Annotated in this window: 20 protein-coding genes; 13 read left to right on the top strand and 7 right to left on the bottom strand. The window is 72.7% G+C overall.

The window, feature by feature from the left end:
• Positions 1 to 146: 146 nt before the first annotated feature.
• Entirely contained in the window at positions 147 to 3,032 is a 2,886-nt protein-coding gene (gene gcvP, locus ACZ4M3_RS21030; protein WP_467734718.1) for an aminomethyl-transferring glycine dehydrogenase, read from the top strand.
• A gap of 86 nt (positions 3,033 to 3,118) precedes the next feature.
• On the opposite strand, the gene ACZ4M3_RS21025 is transcribed toward gcvP, so the two are convergent.
• On the bottom strand, positions 3,119 to 3,307 hold the full coding sequence (locus tag ACZ4M3_RS21025; protein WP_467734716.1) for a DUF5999 family protein: 189 nt from the start codon (positions 3,305 to 3,307) through the stop codon (positions 3,119 to 3,121).
• Between the two features lie 284 nt (positions 3,308 to 3,591).
• On the bottom strand, positions 3,592 to 4,212 hold the full coding sequence (locus ACZ4M3_RS21020) for a hypothetical protein (RefSeq protein WP_467734714.1): 621 nt from the start codon (positions 4,210 to 4,212) through the stop codon (positions 3,592 to 3,594).
• A 494-nt stretch (positions 4,213 to 4,706) separates the two neighbouring features.
• Here ACZ4M3_RS21020 and ACZ4M3_RS21015 point away from each other — a divergent pair, with 494 nt between their 5' ends.
• Positions 4,707 to 6,242 carry a glutamate-cysteine ligase family protein gene (locus ACZ4M3_RS21015; protein WP_467734712.1) on the top strand — a complete coding sequence of 512 codons (1,536 nt, stop codon included), beginning with the start codon at positions 4,707 to 4,709 and terminating at the stop codon, positions 6,240 to 6,242.
• 86 nt (positions 6,243 to 6,328) lie between these two features.
• A complete protein-coding gene (locus ACZ4M3_RS21010; protein ID WP_467734778.1) occupies positions 6,329 to 7,126 on the top strand; it encodes a CPBP family intramembrane glutamic endopeptidase in 798 nt (265 codons plus the stop codon).
• A gap of 4 nt (positions 7,127 to 7,130) precedes the next feature.
• Here the strand turns inward: ACZ4M3_RS21010 and ACZ4M3_RS21005 are convergent, their stop codons facing one another.
• Entirely contained in the window at positions 7,131 to 7,949 is an 819-nt protein-coding gene (locus ACZ4M3_RS21005) for a PhzF family phenazine biosynthesis protein (RefSeq protein WP_467734710.1), read from the bottom strand.
• Positions 7,950 to 8,149: 200 nt separating this feature from the next.
• Here ACZ4M3_RS21005 and ACZ4M3_RS21000 point away from each other — a divergent pair, with 200 nt between their 5' ends.
• On the top strand, positions 8,150 to 8,770 hold the full coding sequence (locus ACZ4M3_RS21000; RefSeq protein WP_467734708.1) for a PadR family transcriptional regulator: 621 nt from the start codon (positions 8,150 to 8,152) through the stop codon (positions 8,768 to 8,770).
• An 82-nt stretch (positions 8,771 to 8,852) separates the two neighbouring features.
• On the opposite strand, the gene ACZ4M3_RS20995 is transcribed toward ACZ4M3_RS21000, so the two are convergent.
• A complete protein-coding gene (locus ACZ4M3_RS20995) occupies positions 8,853 to 9,281 on the bottom strand; it encodes a type II toxin-antitoxin system Rv0910 family toxin (RefSeq protein ID WP_467734706.1) in 429 nt (142 codons plus the stop codon).
• Between the two features lie 169 nt (positions 9,282 to 9,450).
• Here ACZ4M3_RS20995 and ACZ4M3_RS20990 point away from each other — a divergent pair, with 169 nt between their 5' ends.
• Complete coding sequence (locus tag ACZ4M3_RS20990; protein ID WP_467734704.1) at positions 9,451 to 10,407, top strand: EamA family transporter; 957 nt, start codon at positions 9,451 to 9,453, stop codon at positions 10,405 to 10,407.
• Positions 10,408 to 10,569: 162 nt separating this feature from the next.
• Positions 10,570 to 11,532, top strand: coding sequence for a DMT family transporter (locus ACZ4M3_RS20985; protein WP_467734702.1), 963 nt, complete (start codon positions 10,570 to 10,572; stop codon positions 11,530 to 11,532).
• Here ACZ4M3_RS20985 and ACZ4M3_RS20980 read toward each other — a convergent pair.
• Entirely contained in the window at positions 11,514 to 12,236 is a 723-nt protein-coding gene (locus tag ACZ4M3_RS20980) for a pyridoxamine 5'-phosphate oxidase family protein (protein WP_467734700.1), read from the bottom strand. The two genes, ACZ4M3_RS20985 and ACZ4M3_RS20980, sit on opposite strands and share 19 nt — an antisense overlap.
• Before the next feature lie 37 nt (positions 12,237 to 12,273).
• Here ACZ4M3_RS20980 and ACZ4M3_RS20975 point away from each other — a divergent pair, with 37 nt between their 5' ends.
• Entirely contained in the window at positions 12,274 to 13,605 is a 1,332-nt protein-coding gene (locus ACZ4M3_RS20975; RefSeq protein ID WP_467734699.1) for an aminotransferase class I/II-fold pyridoxal phosphate-dependent enzyme, read from the top strand.
• Positions 13,606 to 13,623: 18 nt separating this feature from the next.
• Here ACZ4M3_RS20975 and ACZ4M3_RS20970 read toward each other — a convergent pair whose 3' ends face one another.
• Positions 13,624 to 14,571 carry a DMT family transporter gene (locus tag ACZ4M3_RS20970; protein ID WP_467734697.1) on the bottom strand — a complete coding sequence of 316 codons (948 nt, stop codon included), beginning with the start codon at positions 14,569 to 14,571 and terminating at the stop codon, positions 13,624 to 13,626.
• Positions 14,572 to 14,645: 74 nt separating this feature from the next.
• Between ACZ4M3_RS20970 and ACZ4M3_RS20965 the strand changes: the two genes are divergently transcribed.
• The gene (locus tag ACZ4M3_RS20965; protein WP_467734695.1) at positions 14,646 to 15,545 is read left to right on the top strand and encodes a LysR family transcriptional regulator; all 900 of its coding nucleotides are present in this window, start codon (positions 14,646 to 14,648) and stop codon (positions 15,543 to 15,545) included.
• A gap of 11 nt (positions 15,546 to 15,556) precedes the next feature.
• On the opposite strand, the gene ACZ4M3_RS20960 is transcribed toward ACZ4M3_RS20965, so the two are convergent.
• Complete coding sequence (locus ACZ4M3_RS20960; protein ID WP_467734693.1) at positions 15,557 to 16,015, bottom strand: pyridoxamine 5'-phosphate oxidase family protein; 459 nt, start codon at positions 16,013 to 16,015, stop codon at positions 15,557 to 15,559.
• A gap of 74 nt (positions 16,016 to 16,089) precedes the next feature.
• Between ACZ4M3_RS20960 and ACZ4M3_RS20955 the strand changes: the two genes are divergently transcribed.
• The 5 genes from ACZ4M3_RS20955 to ACZ4M3_RS20935 all read left to right on the top strand — a co-directional run bounded on the left by ACZ4M3_RS20955 (position 16,090) and on the right by ACZ4M3_RS20935 (position 19,694).
• Positions 16,090 to 16,716, top strand: a complete 627-nt coding sequence (locus ACZ4M3_RS20955; protein ID WP_467734691.1) for an isochorismatase family protein — start codon at positions 16,090 to 16,092, stop codon at positions 16,714 to 16,716.
• 18 nt (positions 16,717 to 16,734) lie between these two features.
• Complete coding sequence (locus ACZ4M3_RS20950; RefSeq protein ID WP_467734689.1) at positions 16,735 to 17,580, top strand: HipA family kinase; 846 nt, start codon at positions 16,735 to 16,737, stop codon at positions 17,578 to 17,580.
• Positions 17,577 to 17,960, top strand: coding sequence for a DUF3037 domain-containing protein (locus tag ACZ4M3_RS20945; protein WP_467734687.1), 384 nt, complete (start codon positions 17,577 to 17,579; stop codon positions 17,958 to 17,960). Before ACZ4M3_RS20950 ends, ACZ4M3_RS20945 begins: the two co-directional genes overlap by 4 nt.
• Before the next feature lie 154 nt (positions 17,961 to 18,114).
• Positions 18,115 to 18,876: a 3-oxoacyl-ACP reductase FabG gene (gene fabG / locus ACZ4M3_RS20940; protein ID WP_467734685.1), complete on the top strand. Its 762-nt coding sequence runs from the start codon at positions 18,115 to 18,117 to the stop codon at positions 18,874 to 18,876.
• Positions 18,877 to 18,929: 53 nt separating this feature from the next.
• Positions 18,930 to 19,694, top strand: coding sequence for an SDR family oxidoreductase (locus tag ACZ4M3_RS20935; protein ID WP_453355062.1), 765 nt, complete (start codon positions 18,930 to 18,932; stop codon positions 19,692 to 19,694).
• The last annotated feature ends 84 nt before the right edge of the window (positions 19,695 to 19,778 follow it).

The following is a 19,778-nucleotide window of genomic DNA, read 5'->3' as shown; positions in this document are numbered from 1 at the left end:
CCTCCTCACCGACGGTGAAAGCCGGATCCGCGGGCCGTCCCGCGACTCCGGCGAAGCTCTCAGGTTGAGATGACAGAGGGGGAGGCCGTCCGGGTGCCCGCGCCGTGGTGCCCCTCGCAGGTCGTACGACCAGGAGGCCTCCGTACATGACCGCCAACCGCATTCCGCTCTCTCAGCTGGAGCGAGGCATCCCCTTCGAGCAGCGCCACATCGGCCCGGATGCCGAGGCGCAGGCCAAGATGCTCGCCCAGGTGGGCTACGGCTCCCTGGACGAACTCACCGCCGCCGCCGTACCGGATGTGATCAAGACCGCGGCCGCGCTGAACCTGCCCGAGGCGCGGACCGAGGCCGAGGTGCTGGCCGAGCTGCGCTCGCTCGCCGACCGCAACCAGGTCCTGTCCTCCATGATCGGCCTCGGTTACTACGGCACCTTCACGCCGCCGGTGATCCTGCGCAACGTCATGGAGAACCCGGCCTGGTACACGGCCTACACGCCGTACCAGCCCGAGATCTCGCAGGGCCGGCTGGAGGCGCTGCTGAACTTCCAGACCGTCGTCGCCGACCTGACCGGCCTGCCGACCTCCGGCGCCTCCCTGCTCGACGAGGGCACCGCGGCGGCCGAGGCCATGTCGCTGGCCCGGCGCGTCGGCAAGGTCAAGGGCGGTGTCTTCCTGATCGACGCCGACGCGCTCCCCCAGACCATCGCCGTGATCGAGACCCGTGCGGAGCCGATCGGGGTCGAGGTCGTCGTCGCGGACCTGTCCGAGGGCATCCCGGCCGACATCGCCGAGCGCGGTGTCTTCGGTGTGCTGCTCCAGTACCCCGGCGCCTCCGGCGCGGTGCGCGAGATCAAGCCGGTCATCGACCAGGCGCACGAGCTCGGTGCCGTCGTCACGGTCTCCGCCGACCTGCTCGCGCTGACCCTGCTGACCTCCCCGGGCGAGCTGGGCGCCGACATCGCCGTCGGCACCACGCAGCGCTTCGGTGTCCCGATGGGCTTCGGCGGACCGCACGCCGGCTACATGGCCGTCCAGGCCAAGCACGCCCGCTCGCTGCCCGGCCGCCTGGTCGGCGTCTCCGTCGACGCGGACGGCAACAAGGCGTACCGCCTCGCGCTCCAGACCCGCGAGCAGCACATCCGCCGGGAGAAGGCCACCAGCAACATCTGTACCGCACAGGTGCTGCTCGCCGTCATGGCCGGCATGTACGCCGTCTACCACGGCCCGGACGGCCTGCGCACGATCGCCCGCCGGACCCACCGCTACGCCGCCCTGCTCGCCGCGGGCCTGACGGCCGGCGGGGTCGAGATCGTGCACGGCGCGTACTTCGACACCGTCACCGCCCGGGTCCCGGGCCGGGCCGCGGAGGTCGTGGCCGCCGCCCGCGAGGGCGGGGTGAACCTCTACCAGGCCGGCGCCGACCTCGTCTCCGTCGCCTGTGACGAGACGACGCTGCGCGCCGACATCGAGGCCGTGTGGGCCGCCTTCGGCGTCACCGCGGACATCGAGGCCCTGGACGCCACCGCCGCGGACGCGCTGCCCGAGGGCCTGCTGCGCTCGGACGCGTACCTGACGCACCCGGTGTTCCACCAGCACCGCAGCGAGACCGCCATGCTGCGCTACCTGCGCAAGCTCGCGGACAAGGACTACGCGCTGGACCGCGGCATGATCCCGCTGGGCTCGTGCACCATGAAGCTCAACGCGACCACCGAGATGGAGCCGGTCACCTGGCCCGAGTTCGGCCAGCTGCACCCGTTCGCCCCGGTGGAGCAGGCCGAGGGCTACCTCACGCTCATCACCGAGCTGGAGGAACGTCTCTGCGAGGTCACCGGCTACGACAAGGTCTCGATCCAGCCGAACGCCGGATCCCAGGGTGAGCTGGCCGGCCTGCTGGCCGTCCGCGCCTACCACCGCGCGAACGGCGACGAGCAGCGCACCGTCTGCCTCATCCCGTCCTCCGCGCACGGCACGAACGCCGCCAGCGCCGTGATGGCCGGCATGAAGGTCGTCGTCGTCAAGACCGCCGACGACGGCGAGGTGGACGCGGCCGACCTGCGCGCCAAGATCGAGCAGTACCGCGACGAGCTCGCCGTCCTGATGATCACCTACCCGTCGACGCACGGTGTGTTCGAGGAGCACGTCGCCGACATCTGCGCCCAGGTGCACGAGGCCGGCGGCCAGGTCTACGTGGACGGCGCCAACCTCAACGCCCTGGTGGGCCTGGCCAAGCCGGGCCACTTCGGCGGCGACGTCTCGCACCTGAACCTGCACAAGACCTTCTGCATCCCGCACGGCGGCGGCGGCCCGGGCGTCGGCCCGGTCGGTGTCCGGGCGCACCTCGCCCCGTACCTGCCCAACCACCCGCTCCAGCCGACGGCCGGCCCCGAGACGGGCGTCGGCCCGATCTCGGCGGCGCCCTGGGGTTCGGCGGGCATCCTGCCCATCTCCTGGTCCTACGTGCGCCTGATGGGCGGCGAGGGTCTCAAGCGCGCCACCCAGGTGGCGGTGCTCGGCGCCAACTACATCGCCAAGCGCCTGGAGCCGCACTACCCGGTGCTCTACACGGGCCCCGGCAACCTGGTCGCGCACGAGTGCATCATCGACCTGCGCCCGCTGTCGAAGGCGACGGGCGTGAGCGTGGACGACATCGCCAAGCGTCTGATCGACTACGGCTTCCACGCGCCGACGATGTCCTTCCCGGTGGCCGGCACGCTGATGATCGAGCCGACGGAGTCCGAGGACCTCGCCGAGATCGACCGGTTCTGCGACGCGATGATCGCCATCCGCGCCGAGATCGAGCGGGTCGCGGGCGGCGAGTGGCCGGTCGACGACAACCCGCTGGCCAACTCCCCGCACACCGCGGCGGCGCTGGGCGGCGAGTGGAACCACCCGTACAGCCGGGACGAGGCCGTCTTCCCGGGCGGGGTCACCGCGGCCGAGAAGTACTGGCCGCCGGTGCGCCGGATCGACGGCGCCTTCGGTGACCGGAACCTGGTGTGTTCCTGCCCGCCGCTGGACGAGTACGACGCCTGATCCGTCGGCGCGTAGCCGGATGACGTAGGAAGGGGCCGGTCCCGGAGCATGTGCTCCGGGACCGGCCCCTCCTCGTGTGCGGGCCGCTACGCGACGGCGAGCGGGCGGTGCGGGGCGATGATCTGGCCGTTGGGCAGCAGCTCACCGGTGTCCTCGAAGAGCAGGACGCCGTTGCACAGCAGGCTCCAGCCCTGTTCCGGGTGGTTGGCCACCGGGCGCGCGGCTTCCCGGTCGGCGGAGTCTGATGACGGGCAGGCAGGCTGGTGCTGGCACATGGATGCGTTCTTTCGCTGCGGTGTGGTCTGCGTGCTACGGCTCGATGCGTGTTTCATGGCCGTCCCCCTGTGTTTCATCCCCGCCCCAGCGGGGATGTGTCGTCAGTCTTCCCCCATGACGGCTGCTTCGCAGGGATTTCCCGGCAGCTGTCCTCATAGATTGATGACGCATCACTCGTGCGGGCGGTTCAGCCAACTCCCCTGTCGATCGGGGTGGTTCCACGCTGGCCCAAGCGGGCTACGCCGCATGGGCCACTCGGACCATGTCGCTACGACCGCGCAGGTCAGGCCGCCGGAGCGGCCACCGGCGGCGGGGTCGGCGGTGCGGTGCGCCGCAGCCGGTGGGTCAGTACGGGCAGCAGTTCGGACACGGGGTGCGGCCGGTAGGCGGCGATCCCGGGCGGGGCGGGAGCCAGCGGCACCAGCAGATCGGCGGCGGCCGGCAGGCCCGCGGCGGCGTCGGCGTTCACGGCCCCGTGCAGCCACAGCGTCAGCATGTACAGCTCCGGTACGGACAGCAGCCTGGGCTGGTACCCCTGGCCGAGCGACTCCGCCTGGCGCAGCGCGCGTTCCGTCGCGGCCACGTAGGGGCCCTCGAAGAAGTGCGAGAAGGTCCAGCCGTCCGCGGTGAGGCGGGTGTCGGCGGCGGCGACGAACCGGTCGCCGCTGCGGATCAGGAACCGCCAGCCCGTCAGCCGCGTACGGGGCGGCCTGCCGCCGGCCGCCAGCGGCGAGGCGTGCAACCGGTCGAGCACGTGGACCGGCAGCGGGAGTTCGACGGTGACCGGCCCTTGCAGGGCGCGCAGGGAAGGGGTGTGAGCCTCGTTGACGGCGGTGGGGGAACCGAGTGCCGCGAGGACGCTGCGCAGGGCGGGCGCGGGAGCCGGAGGGACATGCAGCGGCATGGTGGGTCGCCTCTCACTTGGGAGACCGGTGCTACGGGAGAAGGTGCGGACGGCGCTGTCGCATTCTGGGGTCAGAGGTGGGCTGTGGGGCAATGGCCGCGCGCCAACTCTCTGCCTCGTTTGCGGAGTTTATACGACATGTGTTCACGCAATGTTTCGGCTAGCTGTCCCGGCTATTGCCGACAAGGCGTTTACCGGTCCCGCTGACCTGACGTGCATGCCGGTTCCACACGAACACGCAGCGCTGACCTCGGAGGTTACCGGACGGGGGCTCGGCTGGAAAGCGCCGGTTATCCGGAATGGGCAAAGTCGATGCGGAATTTGCTGGAGTGGACTTGCCGGGTGAATGTGCCGAAGCGCCCTTCGCGCCAAACCGGCGCGCGCTGTCCGCCACGCACGCCCCCGCGGAGTTAGCGATCACGCCGCCGGGGCATCATCGACCGTAACGCGCGCCTGGGTGCTGTGGGCCGGGCCACTTGAGGAGGGACACCTCGATGGGGGAGAAGGTCGTGGCAGGCGGATTCGACCTGTCCGATCGGCAGCGGTATCGGAGGAAGCTGCGCGAGTGCCTGGAGGGTCTGGAGCGACTTCTGGCAGAGCAGAGGTTCGATCGCCCGAAGAACATGATGGGGCTGGAGATCGAATTGAATCTCGCGGGTGCCGACGGGTTGCCGAAAATGGTGAATGCCCAGGTCCTGGAGCGCATAGCGAGCCCCGATTTCCAGACCGAGCTCGGAATGTTCAACCTGGAGGTCAACGTACTTCCGCACCGCCTGGAGGGCCGCGTTTTCGACCAGCTCGCCGAGGAGCTGAGCGCGGGACTGCACTACGCGCACCGGCAGGCCGCGCAGATCGACGCGGGCGTCGTGATGATCGGGATCCTGCCGACGATCACCCGTTCGGACCTGGCCCTGGCCAACCTCTCGGCGGTGGACCGCTACTCGCTGCTGAACGAGCAGATCCTGATGATGCGGGGCGAGGACTTCACCCTCGACATCGAGGGGGTCGAGCGGGTCAGCTGGACCACCGGCTCGATCGTTCCGGAAGCGGCCTGCACCTCCGTGCAGCTGCATTTGCAGGTGACCCCGGCCCGGTTCGCGGACGTGTGGAACGCGGCGCAGGCGGTGGCCGCCGTCCAGATAGCCGTCGGCGCCAACTCCCCGTTCCTGTTCGGCCGGGAGCTGTGGCGCGAATCCCGGCCGCCGCTGTTCACGCAGGCCACCGACACCCGGCCGCCGGAGCTCCAGGCGCAGGGCGTGCGGCCGCGGACCTGGTTCGGGGAGCGGTGGGTGGAATCGGCGTACGAGCTCTTCGCCGAGAACGTGCGCTACTTCCCCGCGCTGCTGCCGATCTGCGACGAGGAGGAGCCGCTGCGGGTGCTCACCGAGGGCGGGGTGCCGAGCCTGCAGGAGCTGGTCCTGCACAACGGCACCGTCTACCGCTGGAACCGGCCCGTGTACGGGGTCGCCGACGGGGTGCCGCACCTGCGGGTGGAGAACCGGGTGCTGCCGGCCGGGCCGACGGTGGCCGACGTCGTCGCCAACGCGGCCTTCTACTACGGCCTGGTACGGACGCTCGCGGACGAGCCGCGCCCGGTGTGGAGCCGGCTCCCCTTCGCCGAGGCGGAGGCCAACTTCGACGCGGCCTGCCGGTACGGCATCGACGCCCGGCTGCGCTGGCCGCGCCGGGGCCGGGGGCCGGGCCTGGCGAGCGTACCGGCGGTGCGGCTGGTACTGGACGAGCTGCTGCCCATGGCGGCGGCGGGCCTGGACGCGTGGGGGATCGCACCCGCCGACCGGGACCGTTACCTCGGGATCATCGAGGAGCGGTGCCGGCGCCGGGTGAACGGGGCGACCTGGCAGGTCGACACCTACCACCAGGCGCTCGCGGGCGGCCTGGAGCGCGACGCCGCGCTGGCCGCGACGACCCGGCGGTACAGCGAGCTGATGCACCGGGGCGACCCCGTGCACACCTGGCCCGTCGGCCTCCCGGAGCGGGAGGTGGACGCCACGGCCGCGGTCGGCCGCTGACCCGCCCGGGTCCGGTGCGTCCGCGGCCCCGCCCACGAGGCAGTATGGGGGTGGCGGACAACGGGACGGCGGGACGGGAGTCGCACGTGCGGGTGGAGCCGGAGCCGGTGGCCGAGGGCCGGCGGGAGGACGGCCGCGGGTACCTGCGGACCGAGACGCTGCTGGTGCTCGCGCTCTCGCTGGGCGCGAGCGCGGTGTCGGCGCTGATCAGCTTCATCGGCTCGCTCACGAAGCCGGGCGGCCTCAAGCACCAGGCCGCCACGCTCAACGGCTCGTACGCGCCCGGGCGGCCCTGGCTGGACCTGGCGTGGCAGTTGTTCGGCATCGCGACCGCGCTGGTGCCCGTCCTGCTCGTCGCCCACCTGCTGACCCGGGAAGGCGCGCCGGGGCTGCGGGTGCTCGGCTTCGACCGCACCCGCCCCGGCCGGGACCTGGGCCGGGGCGCGCTCGTCGCGGCGGGGATCGGGAGCGCGGGGCTGGCGTTCTACCTGGGGTCGCGGGCCGCCGGTTTCAACCTGACGGTGGTGCCCGAGGCGCTGCCCGACGTGTGGTGGAAGTTCCCGGTGCTGATCCTCTCCGCCGTGCAGAACGCGGTGGTGGAGGAGGTCATCGTGCTGGCGTACCTGCTGCGGCGGCTGGACGGGTTCGGCTGGTCGCCGATGGCGGCGCTGCTGGCCAGCGCGGTGCTGCGCGGCTCCTACCACCTCTACCAGGGCGTCGGCGGCTTCCTCGGCAACGTGGTGATGGGCGTCGTCTTCGTCCTGGCCTACCGTCGCTGGGGCCGGGTGGCTCCGCTGGTCGTCGCCCACGCGCTGCTCGACATCGTGGCCTTCGGCGGGTACGCGCTGCTGGCGGGCCACGTGTCCTGGCTGCCGACGCCCTGAGGGGTCAGGGGCGGGTGCGCAGCTCCCCGTCCAGCACCGTGACGGCGTCGCCGGTCAGCAGCGTACGGTCACCGGCGAGCCGGACGGTGACGAGGCCGGTGCGGGTTCCGCCCTGGAGGCCGACGAGCTCTGCCCGGCCCAGCCGTGCGGCCCAGAACGGGGCGAGCGCGGTGTGGGCGCTTCCGGTGACCGGGTCCTCGGCGATGCCGACGGCGGGGAAGAAGCCGCGGGAGACGAAGTCGTACCCGCGGGCAGGGTCCTCGGCGGCCGCCGTGACGACCACCCCGCGGCGGGCGTAGGCGCGCAGGGCGGGGAGGTCGGGCCTGAGCTCCCGTACGGCCCGCTCGTCGGCGAGTTCCACCACCAGGTCGCCGATGTGGTCGGAGGTGTCGTGGACGGACCGGACCGCGGCGCCCAGGGCGCGTTCCACCTCGGCGGGCGCCGCGACCGGGGTGAGCGCGGACGTCGGGAAGTCCATGGTGATCCGGCCGTCGGCGCCGGCCAGGGCCGTCAGTACGCCGCTGCGGGTGCCGAACCGGATCAGGCCGTTCGCCAGGCCGTTCGTCGCCAGGACGTGCGCGGTGGCGAGGGTGGCGTGGCCGCACATGTCGACCTCGGTGGCCGGGGTGAACCAGCGCAGTGCCCAGTCGGCGTCCCCGCCGGTCGGCAGCGGGCGGGCGAAGGCGGTCTCGGAGAGGTTGACCTCGGCCGCGACCTGCTGGAGCCAGTGGTCCGGCGGGAACTCGCCGTCGAGGAGCAGCACTCCGGCGGGGTTTCCGGCGAAGGGCCGATCGGTGAAGGCGTCGACGATTCGGATGCGCATGCCCCGACCGTAGGGCGCCCCCCTGATCGTCGCCCAATGCCAATGCGAGGTGTCTGGCTCTGTCGGTGAAAAGTTTCCGATATATCGTTGACGCATCGCGAGCGGTCGGTGATAGTGGATGCATCGGAACCCGGAAGGGGTCCGGAAGAGCGATCGCGACGATCGACATCGAGATCACGATTGACGAAAGGAGCGCAGTCATGCGTTCACACGGACAGCACGGACATGACCACGGACCCGAGCACGGGCGGGGACACGGCCACTGCGGGCCGGACCGTCGGGAGGAGTTCATGGGGCGGCGCGCCGCCTTCGGGCCGTTCGGGCCGCCCTTCGGAGGCGGGCCCTTCGGTGGACGCGGAGGACGGGGCGGCCCGCGCGGCCGCGCCCGGCGCGGCGATGTGCGCGCCTCGATCCTGGCGCTGCTCGCCGACCGGCCGATGCACGGCTACGAGATGATCCAGGAGATCGGCGAGCGCAGCGGCGGGGCATGGAAGCCCAGCCCGGGCTCGGTCTACCCGACCCTCCAGCTGCTCGAGGACGAAGGCCTCATCACCAGTGCGAGCGACGGCGGCAAGAAGCTGTTCACGCTCACCGACGCCGGCCGCACCGAGGCCGAGTCGGGCCCGTCGGCCCCCTGGGCCGAGGCGGGCCGGGGCTTCGACTTCGAGGCGATGCACGAGGTCCGGACGGCCGGCATCGGCCTGATGGAGGCGTTCGGCCAGGTCTTCAAGACCGGCACGCCCGAGCAGCGCGAGAAGGCCCTCGCGGTCATCAACGACGCCCGCAAGAAGCTCTACCTCATCCTGGCCGACGAGCACTGAGTCCGGCCGCCCCTCCCGCGACGAACCGGCGCGCCCCACGAGACCTGTCGTGGGGCGCGCCGGCGCGTGTCGGGTGGGCCGGTCAGGCGACCAGCGCCGCCAGCTTGCGCAGCGACTCGTTCAGGGCGGCGGTGGCGGAGTCCTTGAGCTTGCCCGCCATCAGGGAGACCGCGGCCCCGGTGAACTCGCCGTCGATGCGGACGGTCGTGGCCCCGCCGTCCGGGACCAGGGTGTACCGGGTGAGGACGGCCACGCCCATCGGGCCCTTGCCGGTGATGGCGAAGAGGCGCTCGTCCTCCAGCTCCGAGACGGTCCACAGCACCTCGGCCGGGAAGCCCATCATCTTCATGTTCTCGCTGAAGGTGGAGCCGAGCGCGAGGGTTCCCGGGCCGCCCTTCGGGAAGTCGGTGTGGGTCATGCTCCACTGGCCGTAGGAGTCCCAGTCGGTGAGCTGCGCCCAGACCTTCGCGGCGGGCGCCTCGATGCGTGATTCCGCGGTGACTTCGGCCATGCGGCCACCCCTTCTCGTCGGGTTCGTGCGCGGAACGTAGCCCCGGCGGGCGGAACATTCAATACTGACGGCTTGTCAGAAATGGCGGTGGCGGCCGGCCCGGGCCCGGGCCCGTCTCAACAGGTGTCACCCAAGCGACACTCCTGTCCGGCCCTGCCATGATGGCCGCATGCAAGCGTCAGGGAAGAACGCCGGGCTGGGCCTCGCCCTCGTCTCGGCGTGTGCGTTCGGTGGTTCCGGGGTCGCGGCGAAGCCGCTGATCGAGGCGGGCCTCGACCCGCTGCACATGGTGTGGCTGAGGGTGGCCGGCGCGGCGCTGGTGCTGTCCCCGCTCGCCTGGCGCCACCGCGCCCTGGTGCGGCGCAAACCGCTGCTGCTGGCCGGCTTCGGGCTCATAGCCGTCGCCGGTGTGCAGGCCTTCTACTTCGCCTCCCTCTCCCGCATCCCGGTCGGCGTGGCCCTGCTGCTGGAGTACCTCGGGCCGTGCCTGCTCCTCGGCTACATCCGTTTCGTGCAGCGCAAGCCGGTGACCCGGGCCGCGGCGGCCGGAGCCACCGTGGCCGTCGTCGGACTGGCGTGCGTCGTGGAGATCTGGGCCGGGCTCAGCCTGGACCTGCTCGGTGTGCTGCTCGGTCTCGCCGCCGCCTGCTGCCAGGCCTGCTACTTCGTCTTCGCGGACCAGGGCAGCGACGAGCGCGACGTACCCGACCCGATCGGCGTGATCGCGTTCGGCATGCTCATCGGGACGCTGGTCATGACCGTGATCGCGCGGCCCTGGCAGATCGACTGGCAGGTGCTGGCCGGCGACGCGGTCATGAACGGCACGACGGTACCGGCGGCGCTGCTGCTCGCCTTCGTGGTGCTGATCGCCACCGTGTTCGCGTACCTGACCGGGGTCGTCGCCGTGCGCAAGCTGTCGCCGCAGGTCGCCGGGGTCGTGGCCTGCCTGGAGGCGGTCGTCGCGACCGTGCTGGCCTGGGTGCTCCTGGGTGAGCACCTCTCCACCTGGCAGACGCTGGGCGGCGCGCTCGTGCTGGGCGGCGCCTTCATCGCGCAGTCCTCCCGCCCCACGCCCCCGGCGGCGGCCGAACCGGCCGTGCTGGACCGCGAAGCGACGAACGCCTAGGGTGGCGATCATGCCTTCGACCGCCGTGCTTCCGCCTCCCGCCGCCTAGCGCGGGCGGCCCTCACGCAACAGTCCCGGCCCGGGAGTGCCCCGGGCGGGTTCGCGCTGCCCGCGAAGCGATGACCTGCTCTTCTCATCCTTCACGCAAGCGCGGAGACACCTGTGTCGAACCAATCGCCCGCTGCCGGGCGCAGTCTGCTGTACCTCGTCGTCGCCGGAGCCGCCTGGGGCACCGCCGGGGCGGCCGCCTCGCTCCTCTTCCTGGCCAGTGACCTCGGACCGCTCGCCCTGTCGTTCTGGCGGAGCGCGGGCGGCCTGGTGGTCCTGGCGGGGGTGCTCGCCGTACGCCGCCGTCCCGCGCCGGCCCTGCCCCGTCCCTCGGTCCGGTCGCTGATCGGGACCGGCCTGATGTTCACCCTCTTCCAGGCCGCGTACTTCGGCGCCGTACGGGAGACGGGCCTGGCCGTGGGCACCGTGGTCACCCTCGGCGCCGGGCCGGTGCTGATCGCGCTCGGCGCGCGGTACTGGATGGGGGAGCGGCTCGGCCGGGGCGGAGCCGCCGCGGTGGCGGGGGCGCTGGCCGGCCTCGCCGTCCTGGTGCTGGGCAGCGGCGGGGGTGAGGTGCGGCCGCTCGGCGTCGGCTGGGCGCTGCTGTCGGCGGCGGGCTACGCGGGGATGACCCTGCGCGCCCGGTGGCTGGGGCAGCGCGGGGCGGGCGGGGACCCGCTCGTCACCACCGCCTGGTCGGTCGGGGTGGGCGCGGTGTGCCTGCTGCCGGCCGCACTGGTGGAGGGGCTGCTCCCGCACACCGCCGAACCGGCCCGGGTGCTGTGGCTGCTGGTCTACGTCGCCACGGTGCCGACGGCCCTGGCCTACGCCCTGTACTTCACCGGGGCCGCGGCGGTGCGGTCCGCGACGGTGTCCGTGATCATGCTGATCGAGCCGGTGAGCGCCGCGGTGATCGCCGTCCTGCTGCTCGGGGAGCGGCTGACCGGCGCCGTGGTGCTGGGCACCGTACTGCTGCTGACGGCGGTCGGGGCGCTGATCGCCGCCGAGGCGCGGCGGCCTGCGGGCGGGCCGGAGGAGCTCCGGCCCGCGCCGGTGGCTCAGAGCGCGGCGAGGTAGCCCGGGACGGCGATGCCGGGGGCCAGGTCGGCGGCCGGGACCGGAGCCCCGTAGGCCGGGGCGACCGGGACCACGCCCGACCAGAACGGCAGGTCCAGGTCCTCGGCGTCGTCGTTCGGGCCGCCGGTGCGGAGCTTCGCCGACACCTCGTCGAGGTCCAGGCGGATCACCGCCGTGGCCGCGAGTTCCCTGGCGTTGGCCGGGCGGGAGTCGGCGGAGCGGCCGGGCACGACGTGGTCGACCAGGGCGTCGAGCGCCATCCGGCGCTCTTCCTCGTCGGTGACCTGGTAGGCGGTGCCGTGCACGACGACGGAGCGGTAGTTGATCGAGTGGTGGAAGGCGGACCGGGCCAGCACCAGGCCGTCGACGTGCGTGACGGTCACGCACACGGCGAGGCCCGGGTCGGTGGTGCCGGCGGCGAGCAGCGGGCGGGAGCCCGTCGAGCCGTGGAGGTAGAGCCGCTCGCCCACCCGGCCGAAGAGCGTCGGCAGCACCACCGGCGCGCCGTCGCGGACGAAGCCGAGGTGGCAGACGTAGGCCTGGTCGAGTATCGCGTGGACCGTCTCGCGGTCGTAGCGCGCCCGGTCCCGGGAACGGGTCGGGACGGTGCGCCCGGTGGGCGCGTACGACTCGGCCGGTGCGGCATGCGCGGTCGCCGGGTCGGCGGGCTGGTCGGACGGCTCGGTGACGGGCGTGACGCTCATGGTGCGAACTCCGTTGTACTAGTGCATAATCTTCTTTGTGCTAGGAGAGTATCGGATTACAGGGCGTCGTGCATCGGAGATCGCAGCCAGCATCGAGGCGGGCATCGGCTCGGGCACCCTCGTGCCCGGAACGCTGCTGCCGCCGATGCGGGAACTGGCGGGGGTGCTGGGGGTGAACCCCAACACCGTCGCCGCCGCGTACCGGACGCTGCGCGAACGCGGGGTCATCGAGACGGACGGCCGGCGCGGCAGCCGGGTACGGGCCCGGCCCGCGAGCGCGCCGCGCGACGAGCTGCGGGCGGTGGTCCCGGACGGCGTACGCGACGCCGCCTCGGGCAACCCCGACGTGTCGCTGCTGCCCCGGCTGGACACCGCCCTCGCGGTCGCGGCCGACCGGTACGCGAAGGCGCCGACCCTGTACGGGGACGACCCGGTGGTGCCGGAGCTGGCCCGGCTGGCCAGGGCCGGCTTCGACGCGGACGGGGTGCCACCGGGCGAGCCGGCGGTGACCTCCGGCGCGCTGGACGGCGTCGAGCGGGTGCTGGCCGCGCACCTGCGGCCCGGGGACGCGGTGGCGGTGGAGGATCCGGGCTGGGGCAGCATGCTGGACCTGGTGGCCGCCCTCGGCCTGCGGACGCTGCCGGTGGCGGTGGACGACGAGGGGCCGCGCCCGGAGGCGGTGGCACGGGCCCTGGCCGCGGGCGCCCGGGCGCTCGTGGTGACGGCCCGGGCGCAGAACCCGACGGGCGCCGCGGTCGGCGCGGCCCGGGCGGCGGAGCTGCGCGAACTGCTGGCCCGGCAGCCCGAGGTGCTGGTCGTGGAGGACGACCACGGCCACGGCATCGTGGACCTGCCGTTGCACTGCCTGGGCGGGGTGACCCGGCACTGGGCGCTGGTCCGCTCGACGGCGAAGGCGTACGGGCCGGACCTGCGGATCGCGGCGCTGACCGGCGATGCGGTGACGACGGACCGGGTGCGCGGCAGGCAGCGGCTGGGGCCGGGCTGGGTGAGCCGGCTGCTCCAGTACGCGGTGGTGGAGCTGTGGACGTCCGGCGCGGTGGATCCGGCGGCGGTGGCCCGGTCCTACGGCGAGCGGCGGGACGGGCTCGTCGCGGCGCTCGCGGAGCGCGGGGTGCCGGCGCGGGGGCGCAGCGGCATGAACGTGTGGGTGCCCGTCGCCGACGAGACCGGGACGGTGACGCGGCTGCTGGGCGCCGGGTGGGCCGTGGCGCCGGGCGCGCGGTTCCGGGTGGACAGCGGTCCGGGGGTGCGGGTGACGGTGTCCCAGCTCGCGCCCGCCGAACTCGCCGCCCTGGCCGACGCGGTGGCGGCGGCGGTCAGGCCCGTGGCGGGGGGCCGGTTCGGCTGAGCGGCCCCCCGCTCGGGGTCAGGCGCGCTTGGCGGAGGGCCGGGCCTGGGTGAGCGCGGCGCCCGCCAGGACGACGGCCGCGCCGACCGGGGTGTTCCAGTGGAGCTGTTCGCCGAGCACCAGGACGCCCGCCGTGGTGGCGATGACCGGGACGAAGTACGTGACCATCTGCGCGGTGGTCGGGCCGATCTCCGCCACCAGGCCGTACTGCATCTGCAGGGCCGCGCCCGTCCCGAGGGCGCCCAGGGCGATCACCGCCAGGGTGGGCCAGAGCGGGAAGCCGGCCGGCGCCGAGGTGAACAGCGTGCTGACCGCGAGGAGCTGGAGCGCCGAGACCATGAGCTGGGCCCCGGTCATCGCGACCGGCGAGCCCGGGGTGCCCGCCAGGGTACGCCGGACGTAGATCCAGCCGATGGGGTAGCACAGCGAGGCCAGCAGGGCGAGGGCGGCGCCCTTGGCGTCGACTCCGGAGAAGCCCTGCCAGGCGCCGAGCACGGTCAGCACCCCCAGGAAGCCGAGCCCCAGCCCGGCGAAGCGGCGCCGGGTCGGGCGGTCCTCGGAAAGCGCCACCAGCGACAGCACCATGCCCCACAGCGGCGACGTGGCGTTGCAGATGCCCGCCAGGCCGGACGGGATGCTCTGCTCGGCGAAGGCGAACAGCGAGAACGGGGCGGTGTTGAGCAGCAGCGCGCTCACCGTCAGATGGGCCCAGGTGCGCCGGCCGCGGGGGAGGGGTTCACGGCGGACCAGCAGCACCACGACCAGGGCGAGCGCCCCGCACAGGACCCGCCCGAAGGCCACGTGGAACGGCGCGTAGCCGTCCGTGCCCACTTTGATCAGGAGGAAGCTGAAGCCCCAGATCACCGAGAGGAGCGCGAACCGCACCCGCCAGTCGAGGGTGCGGGTGCGGTGGGCGGGGGTGAGGGTGCTCGTCCGGACGGGCGGGGTGGTGGCGGGTGCGCTCATGGGGTTCACTCTGGTGCCCTAGAAAGATTAGAACAAGCGAGATTTCCTCCCTGTCACGCCGTAGCATTGCTTACATGTTGAACCTGGAGCGGCTGCGCACCCTCGACGCCCTCGCCCGGCACGGCTCGGTCAGCGGTGCGGCGGACGGCCTGCACGTCACCACCTCCGCCGTCTCCCAGCAGATGGCCAAACTGGAGCGCGAGGTCGGACAGCCCCTGCTGGCCAAGAACGGGCGCGGCGTCCGGCTCACCGACGCGGGGCGGCTGCTCGCCGGCCACGCGGCCCGGATCATCTCCCAGGTGGAACTCGCCCAGGCCGATGTCGAGGCCCAGCGCGGCTGCGCCGTCGGCGAGCTGGGCATCGGCGCCTTCCCGACCGCGATGCGGGGTCTGCTGCCGCCCGCCCTGTCGGCCCTCCGGGCCGACCACCCCGAACTGCGGCCGCGGGTGCGGGAGCAGGCGCCCGAGGAGGCCATGGCGGCCGTCGTGCGCGGCGACCTGGACCTCGCGCTGGCCATCGACTGGTACAACAAGCGCATGCCGGTGCCCGTCGAACTCACCCGCACGCACCTGCTCGACGACTCCTGCGACGTCGCCGTGCCGGCCGGGCACCGGCTGGCCGGGCGGAGCGAGGTCTCCCTCGCGGAGTTCGCCGCCGACGAGTGGATCTCCTGGAACGAGGGCCAGTTCTGCCACGAGTGGCTGGTGTTCACCCTGCGCGACATGGGCGTCGAGCCCCGCGTCGCGCACATCGCCGAGGAGCACCACACCCAGCTGGCCTTCGTGGAAGCCGGGCTCGGGGTGTGCGTGACGCCGCGGCTCGGGCGCGGACCGGTACCAGAGGGGGTCCGGCTGCTGCCCGTACGGGACGCCGTCCAGCGCCACGTCTACGCCGTCTGGCGGGCCGACGCCGACCGGCGGCCCTCGATCCGGGCCGCCGTCGGGGCCCTGCGGGCGGCCGCCCTGGGGCGGTAGCGGCCCGGCGCCTACAGCTTGCGGAAGTCCCAGGAGACGACCGAGTCCGGAGTGAGCCGGATCCAGGCGTGGCGGCCGTCGTACGGCATCTGCGCGATGCCGAAGTTCTTGGCCGGGAACAGCCGCTCGGGCTCCGCCAGTTCCGGGCAGGGCTCGCCGGTGCGCGGGGCCTCGCCCACGAAGACGGCGCTGCCGGAGAGCTCGACCCCGCGCAGTTCGTCGTACGCCTCGCCCGCGTCCACGACCACCGAGAGCCGCGGGTCCGCGCGCAGGTCCGACCAGCGGCGGCTGCGCGTGATCGAGTACAGCCACAGCGACCGGCCGTCCCAGGCGAACCACAGGGCGCCGACGTGCGGGCGCCCGTCGGGGGAGACCGTGGCCACCCGGCAGGTGCGCTGCTCGCGCAGGAAGACGTCCACTTCCCCGTCGGTCATCATGATGCGCCGGCCCCGCCGCTGCGTCCCGTCCATGCCCCGCACCCCTTCACATCTGACTGTGTGTCAGGAATGATGCGGGCTCGTCGGCCGTCACGCCAGGGGGAGCCATGCCGGAACCCGCGCCCGCACCCGATGCCGCCACCACCGCACTGCTCACCGTCGAATGCCAGAACGGCGTGGTCGGGGACGAGAGTGCGCTCCCCGAACTGGCCAAGGAGGCGCACGAGTCGGGAATGCTGGACCGGGTGGCCGCCCTGGTCGCCGCCGCGCACCGGGCCGGAGTGCAGGTCCTGCACGCGGTCGCCGAGCGCCGGCCGGACGGGCTGGGGGCCAACACCAACGCCCGGCTCTTCCGGGCCGCCGGGAAGCTTCCGGTGCGCCAGCTGTGCGGCACCCGGGCGGTGGAAGTGGCCCCGCCCATCGAGGTGGCCGCGCACGACCTGGTCGTGCGCCGCCTGCACGGGCTCTCGCCGATGGCCGGCACCGACCTCGACCCCCTGCTGCGCAACCTCGGCATCCGCACGCTGGTCGTCACCGGGGTCTCCGCCAACATCGCGATCCCGAACACCGTCTTCGACGCCGTGAACCTCGGCTACCGGGTCGTGGTCCCCTCGGACGCCATCTGCGGGGTTCCCGCCGCCTATACGGACGAGGTGATCCGCAACTCCCTCTCCCTCGTCGCGGCCGTCACCACGGCCGAGGCCCTGCTTAACCAGTGGGACCCGCTGCGCTGACCCCCGTAACCTGGGCGGATGCTGTCCGAAGTGATCGCGACCCGTTACGTCACGCCCTTGCGTGAGGGCGGCTCGCTCCCGGGGATCGTCGAGGCCGACGACCTCGGGACCTACGTCATGAAATTCACCGGAGCCGGCCAGGGGCGCAAGACCCTGGTCGCCGAGGTCATCTGCGGCCGCCTGGGCCAGCGGCTGGGGCTGCGGGTCCCGAGGCTGGTACGGATGCAGCTCGATCCCGTCATCGGGCTCGGCGAGCCCGACCAGGAGGTGCAGGAGCTGCTCAAGGCCAGCGGCGGGCTCAACCTCGGCATGGACTACCTGCCCGGCTCGATCGGCTTCGACCCGCTCGCGTACCAGGTGGACCCGGTCGAGGCCGGGCGCGTGGTGTGGTTCGACGCCCTCGTCAACAACGTCGACCGGTCCTGGCGCAACCCCAACATGCTCGTCTGGCACGGGGACGTATGGCTCATCGACCACGGCGCCACCATGATCTGGCATCACAACTGGCCCACCGCCCAGAGCGCAGCCGCGAAGCCCTACAACGCCTCCGACCACGTGCTGGCGCCCTTCGGCCCGGACGTCGCGGCGGCCGCCGGGGCGCTCGCGCCCCTCGTCACCCGGGAACTGCTCACCGAGGTCGCCGCCGACGTCCCCGACGAGTGGCTGGTCGACGAGCCCGGCTTCGACTCGACGGACGCACTGCGCTCGGCGTACGTGGAGGCGCTGCTGACGCGCGCGGCGACGATCCACGAGAGGATCTCGATGGAGGCAGAGGTGAAGCCCCCGTCCAAGCCGCCGGGCTGGCTGACCGACCACCTGCCCGAATGGCCCCACGAGACCAAGAAGAAGAGCGACGGCGAGTGATCAAGCGGGACGTGTTCGAGTACGCACTGGTGCGCGTGGTGCCCAGGGTGGAGCGCGGCGAGTGTTTCAACGCCGGCGTGATCGTCTACTGCCGGGCGAAGTCCTACGTCGCCGCGCGCGTCCACCTCGACGAGGCCAAGCTGCGCGCCCTGGACCCCGGCGCCGACGTCGCGGGCGTACGGGCCGCCCTGCACGCCGTCGAGGGGCTGTGCCGGGGCGGCGAGCGGGCCGGCCAGGCCGCGGGGGACGATCCGGGGCGCCGGTTCCGCTGGCTGATCGCGCCGCGCAGCACCGTCGTGCAGCCGGGCCCGGTCCACACGGGGCTGACGGCGGACCCGGAGGCCGAGGTGGAGCGGCTGCTCGACCTGCTGGTGCGCTGACCCGGAGGAAGATCCGTACGACCTGGGGCCTTGGGGCCCGGTGCCGTTGACACCGGGTGCCAGGGCTCCTAGCGTCTCCTCAGCTGAAGCTACTAAGCGGTTGCTCACCCGTGGGCCGCCGCTCCAGAGGATTCCGAGCGCGAGGAGACCCAGCATGTCCACCACCGAGCAGCGCGTAGCGATCGTGACCGGGGCGGCCCGGGGCATCGGCGCGGCCACCGCCGTGCGGCTGGCCGCCGAAGGCCGCGCGGTCGCCGTGCTCGACCTCGACGAGGCCGCCTGCAAGGACACCGTCGAGGCGATCACCGCCGCGGGCGGCACGGCCCTCGCGGTCGGCTGCGACGTCTCGGACAGCGCGCAGGTGGAGGCCGCGGTCGAGCGCGTAGCGAGCACGCTCGGCGCGCCGACCGTGCTGGTCAACAACGCGGGGGTGCTCCGGGACAACCTGCTCTTCAAGATGAGCGACACCGACTGGGACACGGTCATGAACGTGCACCTGCGGGGGGCGTTCCTGATGGCCCGGGCCTGTCAGAAGTACATGGTGGAGGCCAAGTTCGGCCGCATCGTCAACCTCTCCAGCAGCTCGGCGCTGGGCAACCGCGGCCAGGCCAACTACTCCGCCGCCAAGGCCGGCCTGCAGGGCTTCACCAAGACGCTGGCCGTCGAGCTCGGCAAGTTCGGCGTCACCGCCAACGCCGTCGCCCCCGGCTTCATCGTCACCGAGATGACCGCCCAGACCGCCGCCCGCGTCGGCATGGGCTTCGAGGACTTCCAGGCCGCCGCCGCCACCCAGATCCCGGTGCAGCGCGTGGGCCGGCCCAACGACATCGCCAACGCCATCGCCTTCTTCACGGGCGAGGCCGCGGGCTTCGTCTCCGGCCAGGTCCTGTACGTGGCCGGCGGCCCCCTCAACTGACGGCTCCCGGCAACCGGCGCGAGGCAGAGCAACCGAGGAGAGGCACGGCGCACATGACGACGTACGAAGGAACGGACAGCGGCAAGGTCGCGCTGATCACCGGCGCGAGCCGGGGCATCGGCTACGGCATCGCCGAGGCACTGGTCGCCCGCGGCGACCGGGTCTGCATCACGGGACGCAACGAGGACGCCCTCAAGGAGGCCGTGGAGGCCCTCGGTGCGGACCGGGTGATCGGCGTGCCCGGCAAGGCGCACGACGAGGCCCACCAGGCCCTCGCCGTGGAGCGCACGATGGAAGCCTTCGGGCGGGTGGACTTCCTGATCAACAACGCGGGGACCAATCCCGTCTTCGGACCGATCGCGGACCTCGACCTCGGGGTGGCGCGCAAGGTCTTCGAGACCAACGTGATCTCGGCGCTCGGCTTCGCCCAGCGGACCTGGCACGCCTGGCAGAAGGACAACGGCGGCGCGATCGTGAACATCGCCTCCATCGCCGGGCTCTCCGCCTCGCCCTTCATCGGCGCGTACGGGATGAGCAAGGCCGCCATGGTCAACCTCACCCTCCAGCTCGCGCACGAGATGGCGCCCGGGGTCCGGGTCAACGCCATCGCGCCCGCCGTGGTCAAGACGAAGTTCGCGCAGGCCCTGTACGAAGGGCGAGAGCAGGAGGCCTCGGCCGCCTATCCGCTCGGCCGGCTCGGCGTCCCCGAGGACATCGGAGGGGCGGCGGCCTTTCTTACATCTGCACAAGCGGAATGGATCACAGGGCAAACTCTCGTCGTTGACGGAGGAATGTTCCTCAATGCCGGGGTGCACTGACCGATAACCGGACGCATTTGCCTCCTAAAGGGAGGCAAATGCGTATCGAATGTGCATGAAATCGGTCAAGTGCCACACGAAACC

This window comes from Streptomyces sp. NPDC026522 (genome assembly GCF_055567555.1).
The sequence above is the reverse complement of the archived record's forward strand: the minus strand, read 5'-3'. Positions and strand labels throughout refer to the sequence as shown.

What these genes read in the sequence shown, in the direction of transcription:
- gcvP (WP_467734718.1), top strand. Translation starts at nt 147, where the DNA reads ATGACCGCCAACCGCATTCCGCTCTCTCAGCTGGAGCGAGGCATCCCC.
- ACZ4M3_RS21025 (WP_467734716.1), bottom strand. Translation starts at nt 3,307, where the DNA reads ATGTGCCAGCACCAGCCTGCCTGCCCGTCATCAGACTCCGCCGACCGG.
- ACZ4M3_RS21020 (WP_467734714.1), bottom strand. Translation starts at nt 4,212, where the DNA reads ATGCCGCTGCATGTCCCTCCGGCTCCCGCGCCCGCCCTGCGCAGCGTC.
- ACZ4M3_RS21015 (WP_467734712.1), top strand. Translation starts at nt 4,707, where the DNA reads ATGGGGGAGAAGGTCGTGGCAGGCGGATTCGACCTGTCCGATCGGCAG.
- ACZ4M3_RS21005 (WP_467734710.1), bottom strand. Translation starts at nt 7,949, where the DNA reads ATGCGCATCCGAATCGTCGACGCCTTCACCGATCGGCCCTTCGCCGGA.
- ACZ4M3_RS21000 (WP_467734708.1), top strand. Translation starts at nt 8,150, where the DNA reads ATGCGTTCACACGGACAGCACGGACATGACCACGGACCCGAGCACGGG.
- ACZ4M3_RS20995 (WP_467734706.1), bottom strand. Translation starts at nt 9,281, where the DNA reads ATGGCCGAAGTCACCGCGGAATCACGCATCGAGGCGCCCGCCGCGAAG.
- ACZ4M3_RS20990 (WP_467734704.1), top strand. Translation starts at nt 9,451, where the DNA reads ATGCAAGCGTCAGGGAAGAACGCCGGGCTGGGCCTCGCCCTCGTCTCG.
- ACZ4M3_RS20980 (WP_467734700.1), bottom strand. Translation starts at nt 12,236, where the DNA reads ATGAGCGTCACGCCCGTCACCGAGCCGTCCGACCAGCCCGCCGACCCG.
- ACZ4M3_RS20970 (WP_467734697.1), bottom strand. Translation starts at nt 14,571, where the DNA reads ATGAGCGCACCCGCCACCACCCCGCCCGTCCGGACGAGCACCCTCACC.
- ACZ4M3_RS20965 (WP_467734695.1), top strand. Translation starts at nt 14,646, where the DNA reads ATGTTGAACCTGGAGCGGCTGCGCACCCTCGACGCCCTCGCCCGGCAC.
- ACZ4M3_RS20960 (WP_467734693.1), bottom strand. Translation starts at nt 16,015, where the DNA reads ATGGACGGGACGCAGCGGCGGGGCCGGCGCATCATGATGACCGACGGG.
- ACZ4M3_RS20955 (WP_467734691.1), top strand. Translation starts at nt 16,090, where the DNA reads ATGCCGGAACCCGCGCCCGCACCCGATGCCGCCACCACCGCACTGCTC.
- ACZ4M3_RS20950 (WP_467734689.1), top strand. Translation starts at nt 16,735, where the DNA reads ATGCTGTCCGAAGTGATCGCGACCCGTTACGTCACGCCCTTGCGTGAG.
- fabG (WP_467734685.1), top strand. Translation starts at nt 18,115, where the DNA reads ATGTCCACCACCGAGCAGCGCGTAGCGATCGTGACCGGGGCGGCCCGG.
- ACZ4M3_RS20935 (WP_453355062.1), top strand. Translation starts at nt 18,930, where the DNA reads ATGACGACGTACGAAGGAACGGACAGCGGCAAGGTCGCGCTGATCACC.